The following is a 21,740-nucleotide window of genomic DNA, read 5'->3' as shown; positions in this document are numbered from 1 at the left end:
ACTTATTAAAGACGTGATCTGAGGTCTGTTCTGTGCCCAAGGCGGACATTATAGCCCGCTCAGAATATCTAGATATGTCCGTACTTGGTTTGTAGTTGTTGCAGCATAAAAGCGCGGTGTCGTAAGACTTGGGTTTATTCGAGGGATAAAAAAAGCCCGCCAAATTTAAACCGGCGGGCTTAGAGGTGCATTTGATCACGCGATGAGGTTATTTCCTCTGATCAATCATAAAGACATCAAAGAACTTCGTAAATTCCTCGTGTGCCGTGACCGGCATGATAGAGGCTATATGCTGGTCAGGTCTCACAATCACTAGACAGCCAGCGGAACGGTCAATCCCGCGCAGGTCATAGATGTCATTGTTTTCTTCAGCGTGGAATACCTTTTCATAGTCCCGCAGCCCGTACTTGCCTTTCGCAGGCCACAGGTAGTCCTGCATGTCATGCATCGCCAAACCCTGTTGCTGGAATACCGCATAAGTATCAAAGACCGAGTCAATATCAGCGCCTTTCGGTGTGTATTTTTGCACCGGTGAAGACTCATCGTTGGCCAGGAAGTCGATGAATTTATATGCCGACGACGAAGGATCTGTAGGGTCCTGCGTATCGCCAAACAGGAAGATCCTCCAACGACCATCCGCTTTGACTAAGTGCCCCAAGTGCTGGCTTCTACCGTCGGCTACGCGAGTTGCTTCAGCCGAGTGGAAGCGCTGGCCAATGTTAAAGCCAGTGGCCAAATGCTGATTCTCCTGGCCTGTGGAAATGTACGACGGATAATATTCAATCGATGTTCCGGAGACAAAACCGCTTTGTCGCTTCATAAAGGCCTCGATCTTGGCCGTGTCAACACTTGACTGCCCTGAGTCATCACCTGAAGTGGGGCGAGTAGCTACCAGCCTGGACAGCTCACGGTCGGCGTCGATTAACTGCTGCGCCACTTTGCGTCGCTCCGTACCGTAGGTACTCAGCAACCTTGGATGGCTTTTGCCCTGAAGCACAGCAGCCAGTTTCCAGCCCAGATTAAAGGTGTCAGGTAGCGAGGTATTCAAACCCCATCCGCCTTTGGGGCTGTGCGTGTGACAGGCGTCGCCGGCAACAAATGCACGAGGAATAATATCCTCTGAACTACCCACTGGGCGATTATCAAAGCGCTCCGCAATACGTTGGCCCACCTCATAGATTGACCACCAAGCCACTTCTTTTACATTCAGTGTATAGGGGTGAAAAATTTTCTGAGCTTTGGCGATGAGATCTTGCTCAGTCAGTTTGACATCCTTAGCACGCTTATCTTTGCCGAGTAGATCCAGCTCTACATAGAACCGGCATAGATAGCCGCCTTCACGCGGGATGGTCATAACCGCACCGTGGTCTTTCGACTGGATAAAGCTCTTAACGCGGATGTCTGGGAAGTCCGTGTTCAACAGAATATCCATGACGCCCCACGCTTTGTTGGAAGAATCACCTTCCAGAGGAATACCCATGCTTCTGCGAACGTTGCTTCTCGCACCGTCGCCGCCAACAATGTAACGTGCTTTAACCGTTTCGGTTTTACCCGCTCCTGCGTCGTCGATTCGCTTGAAGGTTGCCGTTATAGGGTAGGCATCAAGATCCTGAGTGAGGCTTTCGTCAATCTTCATCTCAACCAGTTCACGGCTGTAATGAGGACTGAGGTGGGTGACCGATCTTTCCATGCCATCAACCAGCAGCTCATGCAGGCGTGCTTGGTTAACAATGCCGTGTGTAAACTCTGAAAGCCCAGCCCGGGCATCGGCGATCTTGTGCGTAAGCTTGATGTTCTCAGGATTGGCCTGATCCGGCTCCCAGAATGTGTTTTGTTTCAGCTGGTAGGTCTCTTTAACTACCATTTCACTACTATTAAAAGCCTCCATGATCTCCATGGTACGACATGAAATACCGTCTGCCCGCCCAAACAGCAAGGGGCCGGGTTCCATGTCAACAATGCATGTTTTAATATCAGAAAACTCAGATAACTGCCTTGCCATGGTCAAGCCTGCAGGGCCGGTGCCAATAATCAGGACATCCACTTCATTAGGTAGATCTACAATCGGTGGCTCGGGGTAAGGCTTTCTAGCCTCATCGGGAACCTGGTAATTACCGGGTTTGAACCCATTCAGATGATATTGCATTACGCGATCCTCCTAGCTGATGGCCCTGCTATTGATGCACTGACCGGTAGTTAATATATTAATGATATTCAGAGAACGTTACCCATGCAAGAACATTTAGAGCAGAAGTGCATAAGCTAGAGTGATGTCGACCATATCTGTTTTTCAGCAGCTTCCCCTTCGCTGATCCTTAACGAAGGAATTTCGTTATTCACCGGGGCATACACTAACTTCTGTTTTATCTTGTATGTAATGGCCCCAGATCTTTTCACCTCTGACTTACAAACACAAAAAAACCATCACAACGGATGGCTTTTATACTACTGCGCTACAATTCTAACTTAACTGTACTTTTCTGATACAGGATCGTCACCACGCTTACTGCTAGAGAACAAATAAGGGTAAACCCTTGGTTTTTTTGTTGATCTCCTTCGATAGATACGACAGACTAAGCTCCATCTTATACGACCTATCCTTGGTGAACCCCGCGTCCACCCGGTCGTAATTATTCTATTTATCGTTCTGCCTGCCCCGACGCTTGATGCTGGATAAGGTAGCTAAGAGACGAAGAGGAGATCTTATGTTTATCAATGGTGAGTGGATTAAAGCGGATAGCACCTTCGCAGTTTACAACCCGGCAACCGGCGAGGAGATCGCCCAAGTTACGGATGGCACACGGGACGATGCCAAGCGGGCTATCGATGCAGCATCCGCTGCACTGCCCGGCTGGTCTGCGCTTACCAACTACCAGCGCTCCGATTACCTGCGCCGCGCCTACGACCTGATGATCGAACGCAAGAAAGAGCTGGCGGCCTTGATGACCAAAGAGCAGGGAAAACCGTTCAAGGCGGCAATGGCCGAAGTGCAGTACGGTGCGGACTACCTGCTCTGGTTCGCTGAAGAGGTAAAACGTACCTACGGCGAAACAATCCCCTCTGCACGCCCTGATCAGCGCTTTCTTGTACAGCACATGCCAATCGGCGTGGTCGCTGCTGTAACTCCCTGGAATTACCCAATCTCCATGATCACTCGTAAAGTGGCACCGGCGATTGCAGCGGGTTGTACCATCGTGCTGAAACCGGCTGAAGCGACGCCACTGTGTGCCATTGCGATCTTTGAGATATTGGAAGAAGTGGGTATCCCGTCGGGGGTGATCAATCTGGTTACCACCAACGATCCTGTACCAGTTGGTGAAGAGTTTTGTACCAACCAGATCGTCCGCAAGCTGACCTTTACCGGCTCCACCGCTGTGGGTAAAAAGCTGGCGCAGGATGCTGCGCCGCAGCTGAAACGGGTATCCATGGAGTTAGGCGGCCATGCGCCATTTATCGTGTTTGACGATGCCGATCCGGTGCACGCTGCTAAAGGTGCATCACTGGTGAAATTCCTCAATACCGGACAGGCTTGTATTAGCCCGAACCGTATCTTTGTGCAGCATTCGATTCTGGAGCCCTTCCTGAAGGAGTTCGAAAACCGCGTGAACAAGATGAAAGCGGGTAACGGTATCGAGCCAGGGGTAAATATCGGTCCGCTGGTGAATGAAGCCGCGGTTAACAAGGTAAACAATCAGGTACTAGATGCTGTTAGTAAAGGCGCTAAGCTGCATATCGGTGGTGAAACGCTGCGTGACGGTGGGCTGGATAAAGGTAACTTCTATGCGCCGACCTTAATAAGCGGTGTAACCGAAGAGATGCTGATCTACCGCGAAGAAACGTTTGGTCCGGTAGCGGCAGTGATCCCGTTCGACACTCAAGAGGAGGTATTGGCGATGGCAAACGATACCAACTACGGTCTGGCGGCTTACATCTACACCCAGAATCTCTCACGTGCTATGCGTGTCTTTGAAGCACTGCAGTTCGGTATGGTAGGGATCAACGATATCAACCCAACTAGTGCCGCAGCCCCGTTTGGTGGCATGAAGGAGAGCGGTCTAGGGCGCGAAGGGGCTCGTGAAGGCCTGATGGAGTACCTCGAAACCAAGCTGGCGGGTATCTCAATCTGAACCATTTGTTTATATAAAAGTTCCGTGAAAACCCAATAGTGCGTTTCCGTTATATGGAGCAGTTACACGTTGTCGGGTTTTCAGCTAATTTCATTAAATGCAATTAAACATAAAAGGCATCCACCCGACTCTCTTGCCTAGATTGAAAGAGAGTACTGATAGCAATTACCCCTCTTAACAATCTCTTAGACCATCACCACTTGGCCGAAACCCATAAAGCATCTACTTCTGCTAGAAGTAGATGTTAGGAAAGAGTGAACAACTTACATCATCAAGACTTTACACAGTAAAGCAGTGCCACATTAACAGGCCGTGTCTCCTTAGCACCCGTTGACGAAATTTCAGCATACCCTCCAACACTTGGATGTATTGCACTGGCAAAATCTGTAGCTTCCCCGATCAACTCTTGACTGCTCCAGGATGGGTATTGTTTTAGCCCTGTTGTTGTATGAGTATGTTCAGCTAAAGCATCAAGCTGAAGAGAAGCTAGTACTCTTTCGCCGTCAGGATCCAGCGGGGCTTTATTACGGTCAATACCACGAACAAAACGACCATATGCTGGTGTAAAATCACTCCAACCTTCAGGACATGTTTCTTGGTTAAATGCCATTACACTATTTTTTGGAATTGTAACCTTAGCCTCCACATTCCCAAGTAAACCACTTACCAACAATAGAAATACTGTAACGATAGATGCCGTTACCCCTATCAGCATATTTTTAATCAACATTATATTTTTACCCCGATCACATTAACTGTCAGCTAAGTGCTACTGTGCTTCTCTTTTCTCTCTTAGTTTTTGCTCAGCCCTTATTCGCTCAGCATCAGGTAGGTAACTCTGGATCACTCTTTGCCGACAAATTTTATAGTGGGACTTAGAATCTAACCAGCAGCTACTCCCTCCCTCTTTCAAACAATTATCTAAGATAATTACAGCCATTTTTTGACAAGGGATAAAGTCATGCGATGTTGGTGATGCCTTAACGGATTCACCAACACAAATAATCACTATAAAAACACATATGAGTATTAGATTTGACATAACACCCTCTATAAAGACTACTGCCTACATCAATGGCTACTAATCCAGTCTGCGAGTAAAAACAACCCCGTTAAAGGTATGTGTACAACACTTACATTGTGGCTCTAAGAAATTTTCATCCAGTTCAGGATTAACAACTCGAAGAACTCCTGCATCGTCAATATACAAACCACTAAAATATGAGCTCTCTCCCACACGCACAACTTCTTCTGCTGAGTCATAGTCCATTGATACTATGAAGAAGATAGGATCCTGCTTATCTAACCGAGAAACAGCTTCACTGTGTATGTCGCTCCAGTTACCACCTACCTTTGATAGTAAAAATCTAAATAGAGGAGTGTAATCTAACCCACGTTGAACACCTTTGCGCATACCAATAGCCGACACTTTACGTCGAGAGTTTTTATAGTCATTGCCATGATGGTGCGGTACCCCACGAGCAGTGGCATTCACTTTTCTATGCAGCGCCTTTTTATTATCTGCTCTCATTTGTTCTCAACAATTGGTAGAGGCTATCTTGGATTTGCTCCAAACTGACTACCCAACCATGGGAGTTTCTTACCGTATCGGAACCCTTCTTATTTTAGGATTGCCTGTATCAGTATATATCCATGCTTCATCCTCATACCGCGATATGACAATATACCCCTTAGCATCCTCAAAATAGAAAAACTCTAATGCACTTGTCTCTAGCTGCAATTCATATTGATCAACCGGCCACTCGACTGCACCTATGGGAAACTCTGGCAGGTCGGACAGTTTGCCGGGGGTTCTATCATTTTCCTGATGATATTTTTCTATTCCGTCGACAATGCTCTTCAGTTGTTGAACAACGACAGACTCAGGAAGCGGTTGCTGATTATGCTGGCTCATGAAAACACCAATAACGATGGCCACCAGCAGCCCAATAACAGCCAAGCTTAAAACTTGACGATTATCATGCCCTCGAACATCAAGGTTCTCTTTTTCCTGTGATATTTTATCTTCAGACTGAAGTGAGCCAATTATTTGGTTAAGCGATTTTTCAGATTTATTTGCTGACGTGACTTTTTGAGATGAAGCAGAAGCCTCTTGAGACCTTGCATTTACTAACTCCTCAATATCAGCTAAATCCGAAGTTCTCACTTCGCTAGCTCTTTTTGTTTTTGATGTTTGAAGCTTTGTGTTATTGCCTTTTTTCAGCAGATCATCAAGACTTTCAGGCTTTGTTTGAGCTCTTTTCTGAAAACCTTGATTCTGACTGTTAGGGTTGCTTTTATTAGCATCGCCCACACCTTTTAAAATATCATCTAGGCTTGGAAGATCTGTACTGCTGCTGGATGACTTTTTGCCCCCTTTATCAGACATGCTGCAATATCCCTTCGCTACGGCTTATCAAACTGGTCAGGCAAGTCTGCTGCAGTTTTTCCGACAGACCAAGTCGCGGGATAATCAGGTACCGTCTCGAGATTACAAGCATCTCCATAACACGGAAAAGTACATTTAAAATGACTATCCTGAAGTACAACAACGTTATAGTTTTTACACTCAGGATGGCTTTTATTGTATTTATCCGCTTCAAAGGCTTCTTGCTGAGAGAGGCAGCTCCTTGTTACATAGCGCGAGCCATCTTTTAAGTTTTCTACAGCATTAGCGGCATACGGTGCATCAATGGTACATGCTTCACCACTAGTGACATGGCTTCGCTCACAAATAAACTTAGGCCCCCTGCAAGTATGATTGTTGGGTGATGCTTCCAATGTACACTTACCAGGCTCATTAGGATTAAATGCAAAGCCATCTTTGCATTTTGCTACGCACTGAGCAGGTATAGATATGGTTTTTGTTGAATAAATACTGCCACCGCCAAACGGGTTATGCTGATCACGTACGGTCGTTGTTGTCGTCCCGATAAATATTTGTCCCGGTTGGCATTTAGGGTCTTTATGGCTGCAATCCTGACCTATGGGGCAAACTGGAGGTTGCACTACAACTTGTACAGGTGCTTGCACTACGGGCTGTACAGGCGCTTGCGTAATAGGTTTGATAGACGGTTGCACTACCTGCTGAGCTCGCTGACAAACTTGCTGTACTTTGCCATTAGCATCTGCCACTTGCGCCTTCTGAGTACCGGGCGGACAGCCCTGGGGCGTATGTGGGTGTTGCGTCATTAAGCCCGCTCCGGCGAGGCAACTTGCAGGGAGGTATTTATCCTCAAGTGCTTTATTAACAGACACAGAACTACGTTCTTTCGCATCCGCCGCATTAACACAACGCCAAGAGCCGTTATATAAATACTCTAGGGCGAAGGCATCTCGCAACCCAAGTCCCGGCAAATCCATTGCTGGAAGAATATAACCGACAACCGTATCACCTACTGGATTACTCTCTACTAAGGGCACCCACTGCAGTGAAGTCATATCCACCTTTGGCTCTGAAAACGCTGCAGGTGTATTGTCTGAGGCATCCATACGCTTCAGTATGACCTTAATTCTTTCAGCATCGGCAAACACAAAGGCTTCTGCAACCCTAGATCGCGTCACATAGTCTTGATATGTAGGAATCGCTATTGCTGCAAGTATTCCTATAACCACCAATGCAATGAGTATTTCAGGGAGGGTAAAACCTCGGTTGAGGTTTTTTCGAAAGGCTATATAGCTCAAGTTACAATGCTCCCTTGGTCAGAATTTTTTGTAGTTCATGGATAATTTCAACAGCATCTGTAATTCCCTCTTTATATTCCACTGCCTGAGCATCAAATGACTGTAACAGATCTTTTGTTTCATACGCCTCTGGCGGAAGTAAAAATAATACGGGTATTCCCGACCAGGCTAACTCTTTCCTAAGTCCACCAAGCCATTCGGCAGGAGTAGAACGCATCAAAGTAGCATCAATCAAAATAGCAATAATTGAAGTGTCTTTTTTCAAAACATCGGAAGCTTGCTGTTCGTTATCGGCACAAACCATTCCATATGGCGCGTTATCAATCAGTGCTGATTGTAATACTGTTCGATCCGATATCAATAAAACCTTAAGCCGATCTTGCGAATGATTATTCGATCTAGCAATGCCTTCAAGTCGTATGTTTAACTCTGCATTGTTAATGGCTGCAAGCTCTCGCCAGAAGCGCGAGCCTAACTCACGACTTAATTCTTGAACTGTGGTTTCACCGGATACTATCCATTGCCCAGCACTGACGGCCATATGTGTTTTTAGCTCTTTGTCAGCTTCTAGCAAATCTTTAATGTTACTTGAACCACTCAGCATTGCGGTTCTCATGCCCGGTGATATTTCCATAATTTCTGTAACCGGCAAACGACCAATAAAACCGGTGAAATGGCACGCATCACACCCTAATGAGCGGTGCCCAGGTGATTCACCAGTGATTCGCTTATACTCATCTTCCTCTGGCTGAAGCGGTTCGATGACAGCTGTTTTGCAAGATGGACATAGTTTTCTCACCAAGCGCTGTGACACAACTCCAATTAACGCATCGGCTAACACAGATAGATCTACTCCAAGGTCCAGCAATCTGGGCAGCGCTGCCACTACATCGTTGGTATGTAGCGTTGATAGCACCAGATGCCCTGTCAAAGCTGCTTGAGCTGCAACCTTTGCGGTTTCACCATCACGTATTTCACCAACCAACACTATGTCAGGATCTTGTCTAAGTATAGATCGTAAAGTATCTCCAAAAGAAAGACCTTGAGCATCATTAATCTGCACCTGAGAAATACCCGGTAAGACATATTCCACAGGATTTTCTAAAGTCATAATATTCACATCAACACTATTTAGCTCAGACAGAAGTGCATAAAGCGTTGACGTCTTTCCTGAACCGGTTGGGCCTGTGAGTAGTACAATTCCTGACCCATAGGACACGAGACGCTTTAACGCATGGTAATCTGAAGGCGAAAAGCCGCTATTCGTTAGAGAAAACTGTTTACCTTGTTCAAGAAGACGGCACACTATCCTCATACCATCCAATACTGGTAATAAAGACAATCTAACGTCAATTTCACGCTGGCCGTAAATTAATTGCATCCGGCCGTCTTGCGCAATCAACGGATTCAGATCTAAACCTGCATTCATTGTAAAAAATCGGGCTAAACTATCGAGTTTTTGCTTAGGGAACGTTGCAATTCGCTCTAAAACACCATCAATTCTAAATCTAATCGCGGCACCACCCACCATTGGATGGATATGTATGTCCGAGGCTCTTTTATCGATGGCAGAACGAAGGATAGCCTTCGCCAGCTGTACAGTTTCACTTTCTCCGACTAACGCGGATTCCAGATCAATCGCCCGACTATCATGAACATTAGATGAAAACAGTCGGGTAAGCCCCATGTCGATATCATCGGGCGACAATATAGCCAGCTTAAACTCTCTCCCTAAAATAAAGCGTATTTTGTCTCGATGCTCTGGCGCCAGTCTAGGATCATAGACCGCAATAACTGGTCCGTTGGAGGTTAAGTCAAAGGGAAGGATACCCAAATCACGACAAATACTTTCACTAAATGGATTTTGCTTAGGAGGATTGAACTCTTGTAGATTAATAGTGACTGCAGAGTAGGCTGAGGACAGCGCTTCTGTAATTATACCAGAGGGTAATTTTAGATTTTCTTGCAACTGGCGCCAGGCTTCTCTGGTATCTATAGATAAATTATAGTCATCAGGTAGCGCCAATTCTGGTTTAAAATTACGGAGCACATCTATCAGCCAGTGTGTTGATTTGCCAGTCATTTATGCCTCTTATCGTTAGTCATTACACAGCGCCGTACACCCCGGCCAAACAGGGAATAAGCCGTTCCCAAAAAACTAAATACTATTTATTAATCATGCAGAAAACTCTTCATAATTCAGAAGATCTGGGTAACAATATTGATACTGCTTCATCATAAGAGCGATCCATCCCTACGCAAAGATGCACTTCATGCAAGTGATACCAATGAAGATATCCAAGAAAGGTCAGCAAGAAAACCTCCCTATTCTACAAATCATAAAAGCGGCTTCCTGCCCAACCCTTACGGGTACATCAGAGCTGTCATACCGCATCGCGGTAGACACTGAAGAAGTGTTATATCTAAAATTATCATCAAACACAGGTAGTGGCCACTACCGCGAACAATGGATTGCATTTAATAACGCTAAAACCACCACCCCGTTCCCTCTCGCAGCTCAATCCCTCACCGTAAATCCTTTAAGACAACCTTCAAAATTTTCAGTTTTTCTACCCGCTGCATTGCCCAATTTTGGCTCTATCGAACCAGTTACGGACAAACTCAGACGAGTCGAAACATAGACAATATTAATGTCCAGTCATTAATGTGCTTCAAAGTGAATAATATCAACAAAACAGCGACCTAAATCATTGATAGAAAACCCTAATACAGGTACCGTTTCAAGCAAGCCCAAAAGGCAATATTTGTATGAATATATGCATGGTTGAATCGATCAAATCTGAGTAGTAAAAAAGTCGATCCGACATCAATAATGAACAAAGAAAAACTGTATTGCTTTGTTGCAATAGTAACGATTAAACAGGTATTGATTTTATGGATATAAACAACCTCCATCATTTGGAAGCTGCATCTGCTCACGGGCGGAAGGAATTTTTCCGTAGTGGCACAGCATTGCTCTTTATCGTGGGCATCATGCTGTATACAAGCCAGATGGGAATCAATAGCACCGACCATATAATGTTAGTGGTTGCCGCTATGATCGGCGGATATATGGCGATGAATATTGGCGCCAATGATGTGGCTAACAATGTAGGTCCTGCTGTAGGGTCAAACGCGTTGACAATGACAGGCGCCATTTTAATTGCGATCATATTTGAAGCCAGTGGCGCTTTGATTGCCGGTGGTGATGTGGTTAGCACTATCAAGAAAGGGATAATTGACCCCTCTCTGATACCCAGCAGTGAAACGTTTATCTGGTTAATGATGGCAGCGCTGTTAGCTGGCGCTATCTGGTTAAATGTAGCCACCGTTGCCGGTGCTCCGGTTTCAACCACTCATTCTATAGTGGGTGGTATATTGGGGGCAGGTGTTGCTGCCGGCGGGTGGGAAATCGCCAATTGGTCACAGCTTGGCAGCATTGCTTCTAGCTGGGTTATATCACCCGTTCTTGGCGGGATAATTGCTGCATCATTTCTCTATTTAATTAAGCGTACGATTACTTATCAAGACGATATGATTTCGTCAGCCAAGCGCATGGTGCCATTATTAGTTCTCTTTATGACCTGGGCATTTAGTACTTACTTAATGATGAAAGGGTTTAAAAAGATCTGGAAAGTAGACCTGGTAACCGCTCTATTGATTGGCGCCGCTGTGGCTTCAGTCATTTTTCTTATTGTACGCCCTCTTATTCATCGAGCTGCAGATCGCCTCAAGAATGATAAAGATAGTGTAAACAGCTTATTTACAGTCCCGCTGATTTTTGCCGCGGCGCTACTCAGTTTTGCCCATGGTGGCAATGATGTTGCAAACGCAGTCGGCCCCCTAGCGGCAATCAATGATGCTGTTTTGAGTGGAGGGCTTGCGACAAAAGCGCCTATTCCGCTCTGGGTTATGATGATCGGTGCAATAGGCATCGCTATCGGATTGGCGCTCTATGGGCCAAAACTAATTCGCACTGTAGGAAGCGAAATCACAGAACTGGATAAAATGCGCGCATTTTGTGTTGCGATGGCCGCAGCAATTACGGTGATTATTGCGTCGCAACTTGGCTTACCCGTTAGTTCTACTCATATTGCCGTAGGTGGTATTTTTGGTGTTGGTTTTTTGCGTGAATTTTTAAAAGCTAGCTACACTGCCATGACTATAGAAATTATGCACCATCATGAAAATGATAATCCTGAAGAAGTTGAGGCGTATTTAGCTGAATTTGGCAAAGCATCCATTCAAACAAAAGGTGAGATGTTAAAGCAGCTTAAGACCAGTTCCAATAAAGAACATTTATCTAAACACGAACGAAAAGAACTACGTAAAGTCTATAAAAATGAATTAGTAAAGCGTTCAGCACTGCTAAAAATTGCAGCTGCCTGGGTCATTACAGTACCAGCATCAGCCCTGATGGCGGCAATTATTTACTTTACTATCAGAGGTATGATGCTGCCTTAGTAAGGATTATCTAAAGCCTTTTATAGTAACAATACCTGTTGAATGTGTGACAGAATTTATACCGCCACAGTATTTGAAAGCATAATTTTACTTAATAGGTTTACATGATTAAAAAAATATTTTTACCTACTATTTTTTTGTTATTAACTTACGGGTTTTGGCTTAGCCCTGACTTTAAGGTCATTACTGCTGGTATAGCAATTTTTCTGTTTGGAATGCTGGCACTTGAGCAGGGCTTCAATGCATTCGCCGGTGGAGCCCTTGAAAGGACTTTGCGTAATAGTACTAACAAAATGTGGAAAAGCCTGACTTTTGGTTTTACCGCAGCAACCGTAATGCAGTCCAGTTCATTGGTCTCCGTGATTACTATCTCTTTTCTCAGTGCCGGTCTTATCGGGCTGGTTGAGGGTATGGGTATTATTTTTGGCGCAAATGTAGGTAGTACCACCGGTGCTTGGCTGATCGCAGGCTTTGGTCTGAAGGTAAAAATTTCTGCTTATGCAATGCCGATGCTGGTGTTTGGTGTCATTTTTATATTCCAAAAATCTAAATTTCTGAAAGGGCTTGGCTACATCCTGGCGGGACTTGGTTTTCTTTTCCTCGGCATCCACTATATGAAGGAAGGTTTTGAGGCCTTCCAGAATCAAATTAGTCTGACTGACTATGCCATGGAAGGTTTTGGCGGAGTACTAGTATTCACGCTGATAGGCATTCTGGCTACTATCATCATGCAATCTAGCCACGCCACGCTGGTACTGGTTATTACTGCACTTTCAGTCCATCAGGTGACCTATGGCAATGCACTTGCCTTGGTCATCGGTGCCAATGTCGGAACCACCATCACTGCCGTCTTAGGGTCGTTGACATCCAATACTGACGGCAGGCGACTCGCCTTATCAGATGTGCTCTTCAAGGTAACAGCCGGTATTGTTTTCATGCTTGCGATGAACCCGGTTATCGGATTGGTGGATATGGTGTCCTCTACAATTGGTATAGCTGACGATGACTACACGCTCAAACTTGCCGTATTTCATACTATTTTCAATGTGACAGGTGTCATCATTATGGTGCCATTTACAGGGAAGTTAGTTTCTTTCCTTGTGCGTGTAATGCCCACGCAGGCCCCTCAGATCGAAAAAGCTCGCTATCTATCTTCTGCATCAGCCGAGATCCCTGCGGCCGCCATAGAGGCTGTTAGGAAAGAAACCGTTCGCCTTTATGATTTGTCCGTTGACACCATCATTCGGGGTTTAAGCTTGAACAGAAGCGTGCTGGCTCCAGATAGTAAAGTTGAAGATACCATTAATAACTCCAGCAAAATAATGTTGCAGCAAGATATTGATGATATATACGAGAGACGCATCAAGTCTATTTACGCAGACATCGTCGTCTTTATTAGCCAATCTCAGAGTTCAATGGGCGCGCCTGACCACCTTGATAGACTTTTGCAGCTCAGAGAAGTAGGCCGCGATCTAGTCGAGACAATTAAAGGGATCAAGCATCTGCAGAAAAACCTGAACATCTACACGGTTTCGGCTAACCCTGATATTCGTCAGGAATATAACAATATGCGCATACTCATATGCCGCGTTTTGCAGGAATTGGAAGTTATACGGACCGGAGAAGATGAGTCAGCTACAATCTTATCCCTTGATCAGATTAAAGTTGAAATAAATGAAAGAGATATTATTAAAACGGGACGGCTAGATCGTCTGATTCGTGAGCACCGTATCAGTGCACCAATGGCAATCTCTCTTATGAACGATAGCGCTTACTATCAGGAAATCTGCCGAAATCTTATTCATATGGGAGGAATGTTATTTACCTCCTCAGACCAGCGTGACGAGGAGGCAGAAAACAGTGTCGCTCTCGATGAAGTAGAAATCAAAGAAGTTGTAGATGAATATGTCGAGGAAGCAACTAAATGAAAACTAATGATCTGTTAAAAACCATAAAGAACTTTATCGATACGGACAGACGGGAGCAAGTCACAAAGTATGAGTCGCTAAAGCGCCTTATGAAAAAGCTTAAGACAAAACAAAATATTCTAAAAGAAAAAGTAAAAAGCGAGACTGATCTAAACGCTAAAAAAAATCTGGAAGAAAAGATGAAGGTTCTTAAAGCGCAGCGAAAAAAGGGTTTGAAATTACTAAAAGAACTCAAGAGTGAAATTTAAACATAAGTTTAATATGGACAGGATGGCACGTGACGAATCCTCATTTAAGATTCTATCGTTCAAATGCTAACCGTCATCTGTATTCTGCCATCGCTAAATAGACAGTCTTCAAAGCGTTTGCGTACACTCTTTGCGGCCTCAATGGCAGCCGTCAATATTTGTTTCAGGCAGCAAGATAACGAGCTATTCTCCACCAAAACAAGCCAACATATCACTTATCCAACTTCTACATTAATCTTGGCAGCGAAGTGAATTAATAAAGGTGCGAGTTAGCACTAGATTCTATCGGGGTATGACTACTCCACTCCCCCGTCAAAGAACTGTAGAGTAGTTAGTCTGATTTGAGGCCGAATTAAACAGGCTCGGTTATCCAGCCTCAGCCCCTGCGCTATTTCACCTCCCCCTCTCCTTTCCCTATAATCCTGCTATTAAGCTTTAAATTTCTATCGGTTATAGCGATGTATAAGACCAATCAATATTGGATACAGACCTTGCCAAATTGAGCACCGCTGCGAATATAATCCAATCCTATTTTTAACTCTTCAAATCCAAATTCACAATCAACAACAGGCTTAATATTATGCAGTTCAATAGCCTTCATCATCGCTTCGAAGCCATCCCGATGACCAACCGTAACTCCCTGAAGACAAATCTGTCGGGTAATCACAGGCCCCAAAGAGGCTGCTAAATTCAGCCCCGATAGCATGCCAATCATCGAAACTGTTCCGCCGGCTCGCACACAACCTAAGGATTGGGGCAATGTTTTCTCACCACCAAGCTCAATGATGTGGTCGAACCCCTTTCCCCTCGTAATTTCACGAGAAGCTTTAGACCATTCAGGAGTCTGCCGATAGTTAATAGTGGCATCGGCGCCTATTACTTTTAAACGCTCTATTTTTTCTTCACTGGAGGAAATCATAGTCACATGGGCACCAAATAATTTTGCGAACTGCAGTGCAAATAGTGCAACGCCTCCTGACCCTTGAATTAAAATTTTATCTCCAGGCTTAGTGACGCTGTTTGTTGCCAAGGCACTCCATGCCGTCAGCGCAGCACATGGAAGCCCCGCCGCTTCGATATTTGTCAGATGTTCGGCAACTTTCACGACGCCTTCTTGGGACAAGCACATGTACTCCGCCATAGTGCCGTCTAGCGGCCCGCCTAATGCCTGACTAAAGCGATCATCATTTGGCTCTCCGCCTAACCAGTTCTGAAAAAAAGTTGGGCAAACACGATCTCCCGTTGCAACCCGGGTCACCCCTTCTCCGATCTCTACGACTTCGCCAATACCGTCCGAAACAGGAATCAATGGCAGCTCTCCAGTCCTTCGACCATATCCACGCTCAGGAACAACAAGATCACGAAAATTCAATGCTGACGCACTCATTTTCACTAAAACCTGCCCAAGACCCGGTTTAGGTATATCTCGATGACTGATCTTTAGATTATCAATGCCCCAATCACCTTCTATTTGATAGACCCGCATCTATGTTCTCCATTAACCTTTTATATTTTCTTACCCAATAATCACTACCGACCACGCAGATAATCCTACACCATCTAAGGTCTATTTCATTTGAAAGGTTATTATCAACAATTAGTGACTCAAACTGGGATTATTGAGCTTGCTGATCCTCATTTTAGAGGTTCATAGGTTCAAGTCATGCAATCCCGACCATTTCTCTAGATGAGAAACATACGATTACTGCTCTAGGGCAACTGACTACACCTTTTGTTCAGCACCCTCCTCGTCGCTGATCCTTAACTATCTTGAAGTTATAACCCTTAGACTTCTTCCCTATACCTGTAAATGACTTGCTTAGGTAAAATAGCCTGAGATCACAAAAATGGATTCAAAGACCGATGGAAAGACCACTTCTACACCCATTTAGGTATACTAGACAAACAAGCTTCTCTCCAGCCAAAGCCACAAAAACTAAAGTCTTGATCTCGGAAAAACTTACTAACCATTGCCTCTCTACTACCGCAGTCAACAACCATCAAAAGCTTTCTGTAAGAGAAGAATAATGACAACTGAACAGGCATACTTCTTAACCGTTGCATTAATCAATCTGGTTTTGGCATTTTCAGGCACAAGAATTAAAGACCCTGAAGGGAAGCAGAAGTCCATTCTATTTTTCATCGTTGCCTTTTCTGCAAATTTTATTAGCTGGTTTTTATATGTATTTGATATAAATGTATTTTTAAAAATTGTGTCTGTCATTCTATCTTCTGTTTTCATTTGGGGCATGGTTGTTTTTAGTTACAAACGATGCGAACACCCACTACCGCTTACCCTCATATCAGCTATTTTTCTAATTAATTGTACTGCCCTGGGCTATTTTACGTATGCGGGTCAGTTATATAAGGCCTTGCACGTTAGTGCTCTATTTGTCCCTCTGGCCTTCTGTCTTATTGGCTATCTGTTTCTAAAAACGAAAAAGCACAGAAACCCATCAGATATCATTCTTGCTTACGCTTGTTTTTTTATGGCCCTAGTCGTTGCTACCCGCTCTCTATTACTGCAGTTTTCACCTGAACTCTTCAGCGCTACCATCGTTTCTTCTCAGGTTATCTGGCCCGCATTCAGTGTCATCAGCGGTGTCTTTGCTTTGTTAAGTTTTACCGAGGAGGTCCAGTCCAAGTTACAAAAAGAGTCAAATACAGATCAACTCACCGGCCTGGCGAATCGACGTAGTATGGACACTATTCTGAAAAAAGAATGGGCAAGAGCAGATCGATACCAGCGGCCTTTAGCTCTGGTGATGTTAGACGTCGATTTTTTCAAGAATTATAACGATCATTATGGGCACCAGGCGGGAGATGATCGCCTAAAAGAAGTAGCACAGCTTCTACTGCAATCAGGACAACGTGCTGGAGACCTAGCCGTACGATATGGAGGGGAAGAGTTCTTACTCATTCTTCCGGATACTGATGCTGCCACTGCCATGCACCTAGCCAAGAAGATCTGTGCCTCCATTGCAGAGCTTGAAATATCACATCAATACTCTCTATTGGGAATCCTTACGCTTAGCGCCGGTATCGCTGAGGTATCAAAGAGCAATTACAGGAATATCAGTGAGCTGCTGCGGGCGGCTGATTCAGCACTCTACTTAGCCAAAGAAAACGGCCGTAATCAGGCTCAGCTGGCTCCGAGTAACACAGAGTAAAGTGAAGCTAATTTAATTTCTGTGCATATGAAATAAACCGGTCCCTTCGCACAACCTTAACAAACTCTTTCGTTACTCTGTTGAGTACAGATTATTGGCTGTATATATCTTGCATATAACGACTCAGGGGTATCTGAGTTCAAAGAAGGGATCTGAAGAACTTTATTGAGCATTAAAATTTAGCAGAAGCACAGCTCGAGATCTCTTTGCATTCACTCCATTCCTGAGAGTTAAATAACAGAATTTTAACTCTCAAGTGTATCAATTCTAAACCCTCCAATTCCCCTAGGACTTATACTGAGTAATGTTGATATCTCTTCTGGGGTTACAGGTTTGCTGAAAAGGTAACCTTGCCCTATATCGCAATTTAGTTCTTGAAGCAGATTAAGCTGCTCAGATGTCTCAATGCCTTCCGCGATGATTTTATAGCCTAAGTTATGCCCCATTTCTATCATCGAGCTGACTAATAATTGAGTTTTATGATCAGTTAGGATGTCGTCTATAAAGCTTTTATCGATCTTGAGAACATCAACATTCATATGTTTTAATGATGAAAATGAAGAAAAACCTGATCCAAAATCATCAATTGCCAGAGAAACCCCTAGTGCTTTCAGATCCTGAAAAGCAGATAAGTTAAGTATATTTGTCTGTACGACGCCCTCAGTTACCTCGAGTTCTAACTCATCGGAAATGATGCCACTAGCATCTAATGCATTAGTTATTGATGAGATAAGGTCTTTATCTAAAAAATGACTCGGTGAAATATTTATGGCAGTTCGAATACCCTCGAGACCTTCACTCTTCCAGGAAACCATTTGATCGCAAACAGTGTTAAGTACCCATTCGGTAAGAGGTTTTATTAAACCGATTTTCTCGGCAGTTTGAATAAAATCAAGGGGAGGCACCTGCCCAAGTTGAGGATGATACCAGCGTGACAAGGCTTCTAAACCGATAATTTCTCCCGAGATAAGGTCGATCTGAGGCTGATAGGCTAGAGTTAGCTGCCGATGCTCAACCGCTTCCCTTAAAAGCTGTTCGACCTGGAATCGATACTCCGCTTTATCCGTAAACTCGGCCTCATAGAATGTAAAACAGTTTTTACCTAGGTCTTTCGCTTCGTATAACGCGGTGTCTGCTGCTTTGATCAAAGTTTGAAGGTCATTGCCGTCTGCGGGATAGTGTGCAATGCCAATACTACAGGAGGGAACAACCTTCCTACCTTTGAGCTCAAATGGCTGTGAAATAAAATTAAGACACCGCTCTGCTACCTTCACCGAATGAGAGTTATCTTCGATATCGTGCATTATAATGCAGAATTCATCGCCTCCAAGACGGGCTATGAAGTCCGCCTCACGGCAGGCTTCCTTTATACGAACAGCAATCTCTTTAAGTAATAGATCTCCGATATCATGACCAAGGCTATCGTTCACCGTTTTGAAGTCATCTAAATCTAAATAGAGCAAACTGAATTGATGATTGTTGCGCTTAGAAAGCTTGAGGAGTTCATCAATAGTCAAATAGAAATAACCACGGCTGGATAATCCAGTAAGCTCATCTATGTAGGCCAAATCCCGCATTCGTCTTTGGTTATGCTCTCTTTCCATAATAATACCCGCAAGCCTTGCCGCGGATGTCAGATCGTTAGATTCATCTTCATTTGGTAATGCTGGGTGGTCGTAGTACATTCCAAAAGCACCTAAGACAGTACCTGAAGAATTTATAATGGGCTCAGACCAACAACAACGCATGCCATGGGGTAATGCAAAGTCTTTGAGATTAACCCACTTAGGGTCGGTTTCGATGTTTTCAACCAAGACGCGCTCACCTCTATAAGTGGATGCACCGCAGGAACCAACATCAGGGCCGTTTTTAAGCCCATTTACCGCCTCGCAATATGCCTTCGGCATACTAGGAGCTCCGCCGTGAAGGAGTGTATCCCCCTCAAGCTCAAGCATCGAGCACCTTAATCCCGGATGACGGTTCTCATAAAGGAGAGCAATCTCTTCATAAATTTCCGAGGCGGGATTGCCTTTAGCAATCATTTCAAGAACGCTTGTCGTACCTTTATCGAGGATCTCTGATCTTTTTTTATCTGATATATCAACATGAGTACCAATTAAACGCGAGGTTTTACCGGTTGAGTTGCAGAGCATCTTAAACGCACGAGATCGAACAAAAATATAGTGTCCATTCTTATGCTGCATACGCATTTCTACTTCAAACGCAGCTTCCTTCTCTGATAAGTAATCCTGTGCTTTTTGTAAGACATGTTCCTTATCATCTGGGTGGACCAAAGAGGCCCAGGTATCTAAAACCGGCTCTAATTCATCAGGTCCATAACCGAGCATACTCATCCAGCGAGGCGAGAAATAAACCTGATTTGTCCGCAGATGCCAGTCCCACAACCCATCATTCGCACTACGCATCGCTAGTGCGAACCGCTCTTCGTTTCTATATAACTCAGCTGTCCGTTGTTCTACTGTATTTTCAAGTTGCTGATTGAGTAATGAAAGCTCTTGTTCTGTTCTCTTGAGATTAAGCTCAAACTGCTTACGTTCATCAATATTTCTAATAGCGCCTACAACCCTGACCGGCTGCCCCTGATCATCACGTTCTACCACTTCACCGCGGTCGAATATCCACAAGACCTCACCATTCGCACGAAGCATGCGATGTTCGTGTTCATATTTATTTTGACCTGTCGCGTCTTCTAGCATGTTTTTTAAAGCTTCGGCAACGGACTGTCTATCATCTTCGTGCAACCGCTTAATAAATTCATCTACAGGGTGCTGTAAACAATCATCTTCAAGCCCTAGAATTTCGCACCAACGCATATTATGAGTGACGGTGTCATTTCGGAGATCCCAATCCCAGATACCCTCTCCCGCAATGTTCATGGCATAAGCGTATCGGTTCTCACGCTCTTCAAGTATTTGGTAGGCTACTTTCAGCTCCGTTATATCATTGGCTATGACCAAAAGCCTAGGCTCACCAGAAGGACCATAAAAGGGTTTTTTAACCGAAAGGTAGTGTTTGACCTCGCCAGTAACCTTATCAGTCGACGACTCTTCAATATACTGAACTTCCCCGGAGCGAATGACGTCTCGGGTGCTGGCTAAATAGGAATCAACTTGTTCCTGATTGGGATTAAAATATCCATCGTCAAGGCCGATTAGCTGATCTGGAGTCGTTCCATAGAGCTGGGCTAGAGCAGGATTACCCAGTAGGAAGCGGCCACTCCAATCTTTAATAAAAATAATATCTGGAGATTCGTCAATCACTAGCTTAGATAAGCTAACGTCTTGAAAGAATGATTCCCACTGATGAACAGCTTCCTCTTCTGTCTTCGCAGAGGGCCCCCTTGCGGAACAACTAGAGCAGCAAACCTGGTAAGTTATAGAGTCAGATTTTTTTACCTGTGATGCCGTTTTTAAACAGAATGGGCAATCCAAAGCTTTTAAAACCATAGACCTTGCAACCCCTACAACATTGAGGACAATTTATTTAAGCTCACCTACCCGTTCATCATAGACGGCTGGCTTTATAACGCTATACACGACGAACAATCCTAAATTAGGTTGGCCTTAATTAAGGATTAAAACAAATCAATACTCATTTTATACTAGTTACCTGGGGTTTTGACTTAGTTCCACCCCAGTTTGGTTAACTCGAATGAGCTAAGGATCCTGTGATAACAGATCGAGAACTCAGATCTTAAGCGCGGCACTTTTTAGGAAGGCTGAAAGGTGCCCATTTATTGGCTAATAGTTATATAAAGGACAAAACACTCTGCCAGATATTGCCTGAATGGAAACACCATAATCTGAATATTTACGCGCTCTATTTTTCAAGAAAACATCTGCCCTTAACCTTTAGATCGCTGATCGATTATCTGACTGATTACTTTATCAAAAAACCCTGGTAACACTGGACAATTTCCTGTCGAGGCTATATAGAAACATTGACATAAGGCGGTAACACTATATAGTGGTCCTAGCTTAGAAAAAGTCTATTTTTTAACCATTTGTTGTCGTTGTATTACTGTCGTTACGTTACTTAAGTATTCTCGTCCCTCTGTTTTAAATTCCAGTCTTATTTTTTCGCTATCAGGTCCTTTTT

The 21,740-nt window shown here is 44.3% G+C and carries 14 protein-coding genes; 6 read left to right on the top strand and 8 right to left on the bottom strand.

All coding sequences use genetic code 11. The annotated features are described in order from the left end of the window. Positions 1-208 precede the first annotated feature (208 nt). On the bottom strand, positions 209-2,146 hold the full coding sequence (locus QZZ54_RS17100) for an FAD-dependent monooxygenase (protein ID WP_290704774.1): 1,938 nt from the start codon (positions 2,144-2,146) through the stop codon (positions 209-211). Positions 2,147-2,705: 559 nt separating this feature from the next. Between QZZ54_RS17100 and QZZ54_RS17095 the strand changes: the two genes are divergently transcribed. After that, the gene (locus QZZ54_RS17095; RefSeq protein ID WP_290704772.1) at positions 2,706-4,127 is read left to right on the top strand and encodes an NAD-dependent succinate-semialdehyde dehydrogenase; all 1,422 of its coding nucleotides are present in this window, start codon (positions 2,706-2,708) and stop codon (positions 4,125-4,127) included. A 271-nt stretch (positions 4,128-4,398) separates the two neighbouring features. On the opposite strand, the gene QZZ54_RS17090 is transcribed toward QZZ54_RS17095, so the two are convergent. The 5 genes from QZZ54_RS17090 to QZZ54_RS17070 form a co-directional block, all read right to left on the bottom strand. Further along, a complete protein-coding gene (locus QZZ54_RS17090; RefSeq protein ID WP_290704769.1) occupies positions 4,399-4,857 on the bottom strand; it encodes a hypothetical protein in 459 nt (152 codons plus the stop codon). A 351-nt stretch (positions 4,858-5,208) separates the two neighbouring features. Beyond that, the gene (locus QZZ54_RS17085; RefSeq protein WP_290704766.1) at positions 5,209-5,658 is read right to left on the bottom strand and encodes a hypothetical protein; all 450 of its coding nucleotides are present in this window, start codon (positions 5,656-5,658) and stop codon (positions 5,209-5,211) included. Between the two features lie 69 nt (positions 5,659-5,727). Further along, complete coding sequence (locus QZZ54_RS17080) at positions 5,728-6,516, bottom strand: hypothetical protein (protein WP_290704763.1); 789 nt, start codon at positions 6,514-6,516, stop codon at positions 5,728-5,730. Positions 6,517-6,533: 17 nt separating this feature from the next. Then, positions 6,534-7,811, bottom strand: a complete 1,278-nt coding sequence (locus QZZ54_RS17075) for a type IV pilin protein (protein ID WP_290704760.1) — start codon at positions 7,809-7,811, stop codon at positions 6,534-6,536. 1 nt (position 7,812) lies between these two features. Then, positions 7,813-9,894: a GspE/PulE family protein gene (locus tag QZZ54_RS17070; RefSeq protein ID WP_290704757.1), complete on the bottom strand. Its 2,082-nt coding sequence runs from the start codon at positions 9,892-9,894 to the stop codon at positions 7,813-7,815. Between the two features lie 205 nt (positions 9,895-10,099). Between QZZ54_RS17070 and QZZ54_RS17065 the strand changes: the two genes are divergently transcribed. From QZZ54_RS17065 to QZZ54_RS17050, 4 genes are all read left to right on the top strand, one after another. Next, positions 10,100-10,453, top strand: coding sequence for a hypothetical protein (locus tag QZZ54_RS17065; RefSeq protein ID WP_290704754.1), 354 nt, complete (start codon positions 10,100-10,102; stop codon positions 10,451-10,453). 253 nt (positions 10,454-10,706) lie between these two features. Further along, complete coding sequence (locus QZZ54_RS17060; protein ID WP_290704751.1) at positions 10,707-12,275, top strand: inorganic phosphate transporter; 1,569 nt, start codon at positions 10,707-10,709, stop codon at positions 12,273-12,275. A 104-nt stretch (positions 12,276-12,379) separates the two neighbouring features. After that, positions 12,380-14,203, top strand: a complete 1,824-nt coding sequence (locus QZZ54_RS17055; RefSeq protein WP_290704748.1) for a Na/Pi symporter — start codon at positions 12,380-12,382, stop codon at positions 14,201-14,203. Then, positions 14,200-14,451 (top strand): hypothetical protein, encoded by a 252-nt coding sequence (locus tag QZZ54_RS17050; protein ID WP_290704745.1) that lies wholly within the window; start codon positions 14,200-14,202, stop codon positions 14,449-14,451. The genes QZZ54_RS17055 and QZZ54_RS17050 overlap by 4 nt, the downstream gene beginning before the upstream one ends. Positions 14,452-14,923: 472 nt before the next feature. On the opposite strand, the gene QZZ54_RS17045 is transcribed toward QZZ54_RS17050, so the two are convergent. Beyond that, complete coding sequence (locus QZZ54_RS17045; protein WP_290704742.1) at positions 14,924-15,937, bottom strand: NAD(P)-dependent alcohol dehydrogenase; 1,014 nt, start codon at positions 15,935-15,937, stop codon at positions 14,924-14,926. A 541-nt stretch (positions 15,938-16,478) separates the two neighbouring features. On the opposite strand from QZZ54_RS17045, the gene QZZ54_RS17040 reads away from it, so the two are divergent. Next, positions 16,479-17,621, top strand: coding sequence for a GGDEF domain-containing protein (locus tag QZZ54_RS17040; protein ID WP_290704739.1), 1,143 nt, complete (start codon positions 16,479-16,481; stop codon positions 17,619-17,621). Positions 17,622-17,866: 245 nt separating this feature from the next. Here QZZ54_RS17040 and QZZ54_RS17035 read toward each other — a convergent pair whose 3' ends face one another. Continuing rightward, positions 17,867-21,088, bottom strand: coding sequence for an EAL domain-containing protein (locus tag QZZ54_RS17035; protein ID WP_290704736.1), 3,222 nt, complete (start codon positions 21,086-21,088; stop codon positions 17,867-17,869). Positions 21,089-21,740 lie beyond the last annotated feature (652 nt).

The sequence above is a fragment of the Amphritea sp. genome, assembly GCF_016744155.1.
GTDB lineage: Bacteria > Pseudomonadota > Gammaproteobacteria > Pseudomonadales > Balneatricaceae > Amphritea.
The sequence above is the reverse complement of the archived record's forward strand: the minus strand, read 5'-3'. Positions and strand labels throughout refer to the sequence as shown.

Excerpts from the sequence above, each read along its gene's own strand:
- QZZ54_RS17070 (WP_290704757.1), bottom strand. The coding sequence starts at position 9,894 with ATGACTGGCAAATCAACACACTGGCTGATAGATGTGCTCCGTAATTTT.
- QZZ54_RS17055 (WP_290704748.1), top strand. The coding sequence starts at position 12,380 with ATGATTAAAAAAATATTTTTACCTACTATTTTTTTGTTATTAACTTAC.
- QZZ54_RS17095 (WP_290704772.1), top strand. The coding sequence starts at position 2,706 with ATGTTTATCAATGGTGAGTGGATTAAAGCGGATAGCACCTTCGCAGTT.
- QZZ54_RS17065 (WP_290704754.1), top strand. The coding sequence starts at position 10,100 with ATGAAGATATCCAAGAAAGGTCAGCAAGAAAACCTCCCTATTCTACAA.
- QZZ54_RS17085 (WP_290704766.1), bottom strand. The coding sequence starts at position 5,658 with ATGAGAGCAGATAATAAAAAGGCGCTGCATAGAAAAGTGAATGCCACT.
- QZZ54_RS17080 (WP_290704763.1), bottom strand. The coding sequence starts at position 6,516 with ATGTCTGATAAAGGGGGCAAAAAGTCATCCAGCAGCAGTACAGATCTT.
- QZZ54_RS17100 (WP_290704774.1), bottom strand. The coding sequence starts at position 2,146 with ATGCAATATCATCTGAATGGGTTCAAACCCGGTAATTACCAGGTTCCC.
- QZZ54_RS17045 (WP_290704742.1), bottom strand. The coding sequence starts at position 15,937 with ATGCGGGTCTATCAAATAGAAGGTGATTGGGGCATTGATAATCTAAAG.
- QZZ54_RS17035 (WP_290704736.1), bottom strand. The coding sequence starts at position 21,088 with ATGGTTTTAAAAGCTTTGGATTGCCCATTCTGTTTAAAAACGGCATCA.
- QZZ54_RS17060 (WP_290704751.1), top strand. The coding sequence starts at position 10,707 with ATGGATATAAACAACCTCCATCATTTGGAAGCTGCATCTGCTCACGGG.
- QZZ54_RS17090 (WP_290704769.1), bottom strand. The coding sequence starts at position 4,857 with ATGTTGATTAAAAATATGCTGATAGGGGTAACGGCATCTATCGTTACA.
- QZZ54_RS17050 (WP_290704745.1), top strand. The coding sequence starts at position 14,200 with ATGAAAACTAATGATCTGTTAAAAACCATAAAGAACTTTATCGATACG.
- QZZ54_RS17040 (WP_290704739.1), top strand. The coding sequence starts at position 16,479 with ATGACAACTGAACAGGCATACTTCTTAACCGTTGCATTAATCAATCTG.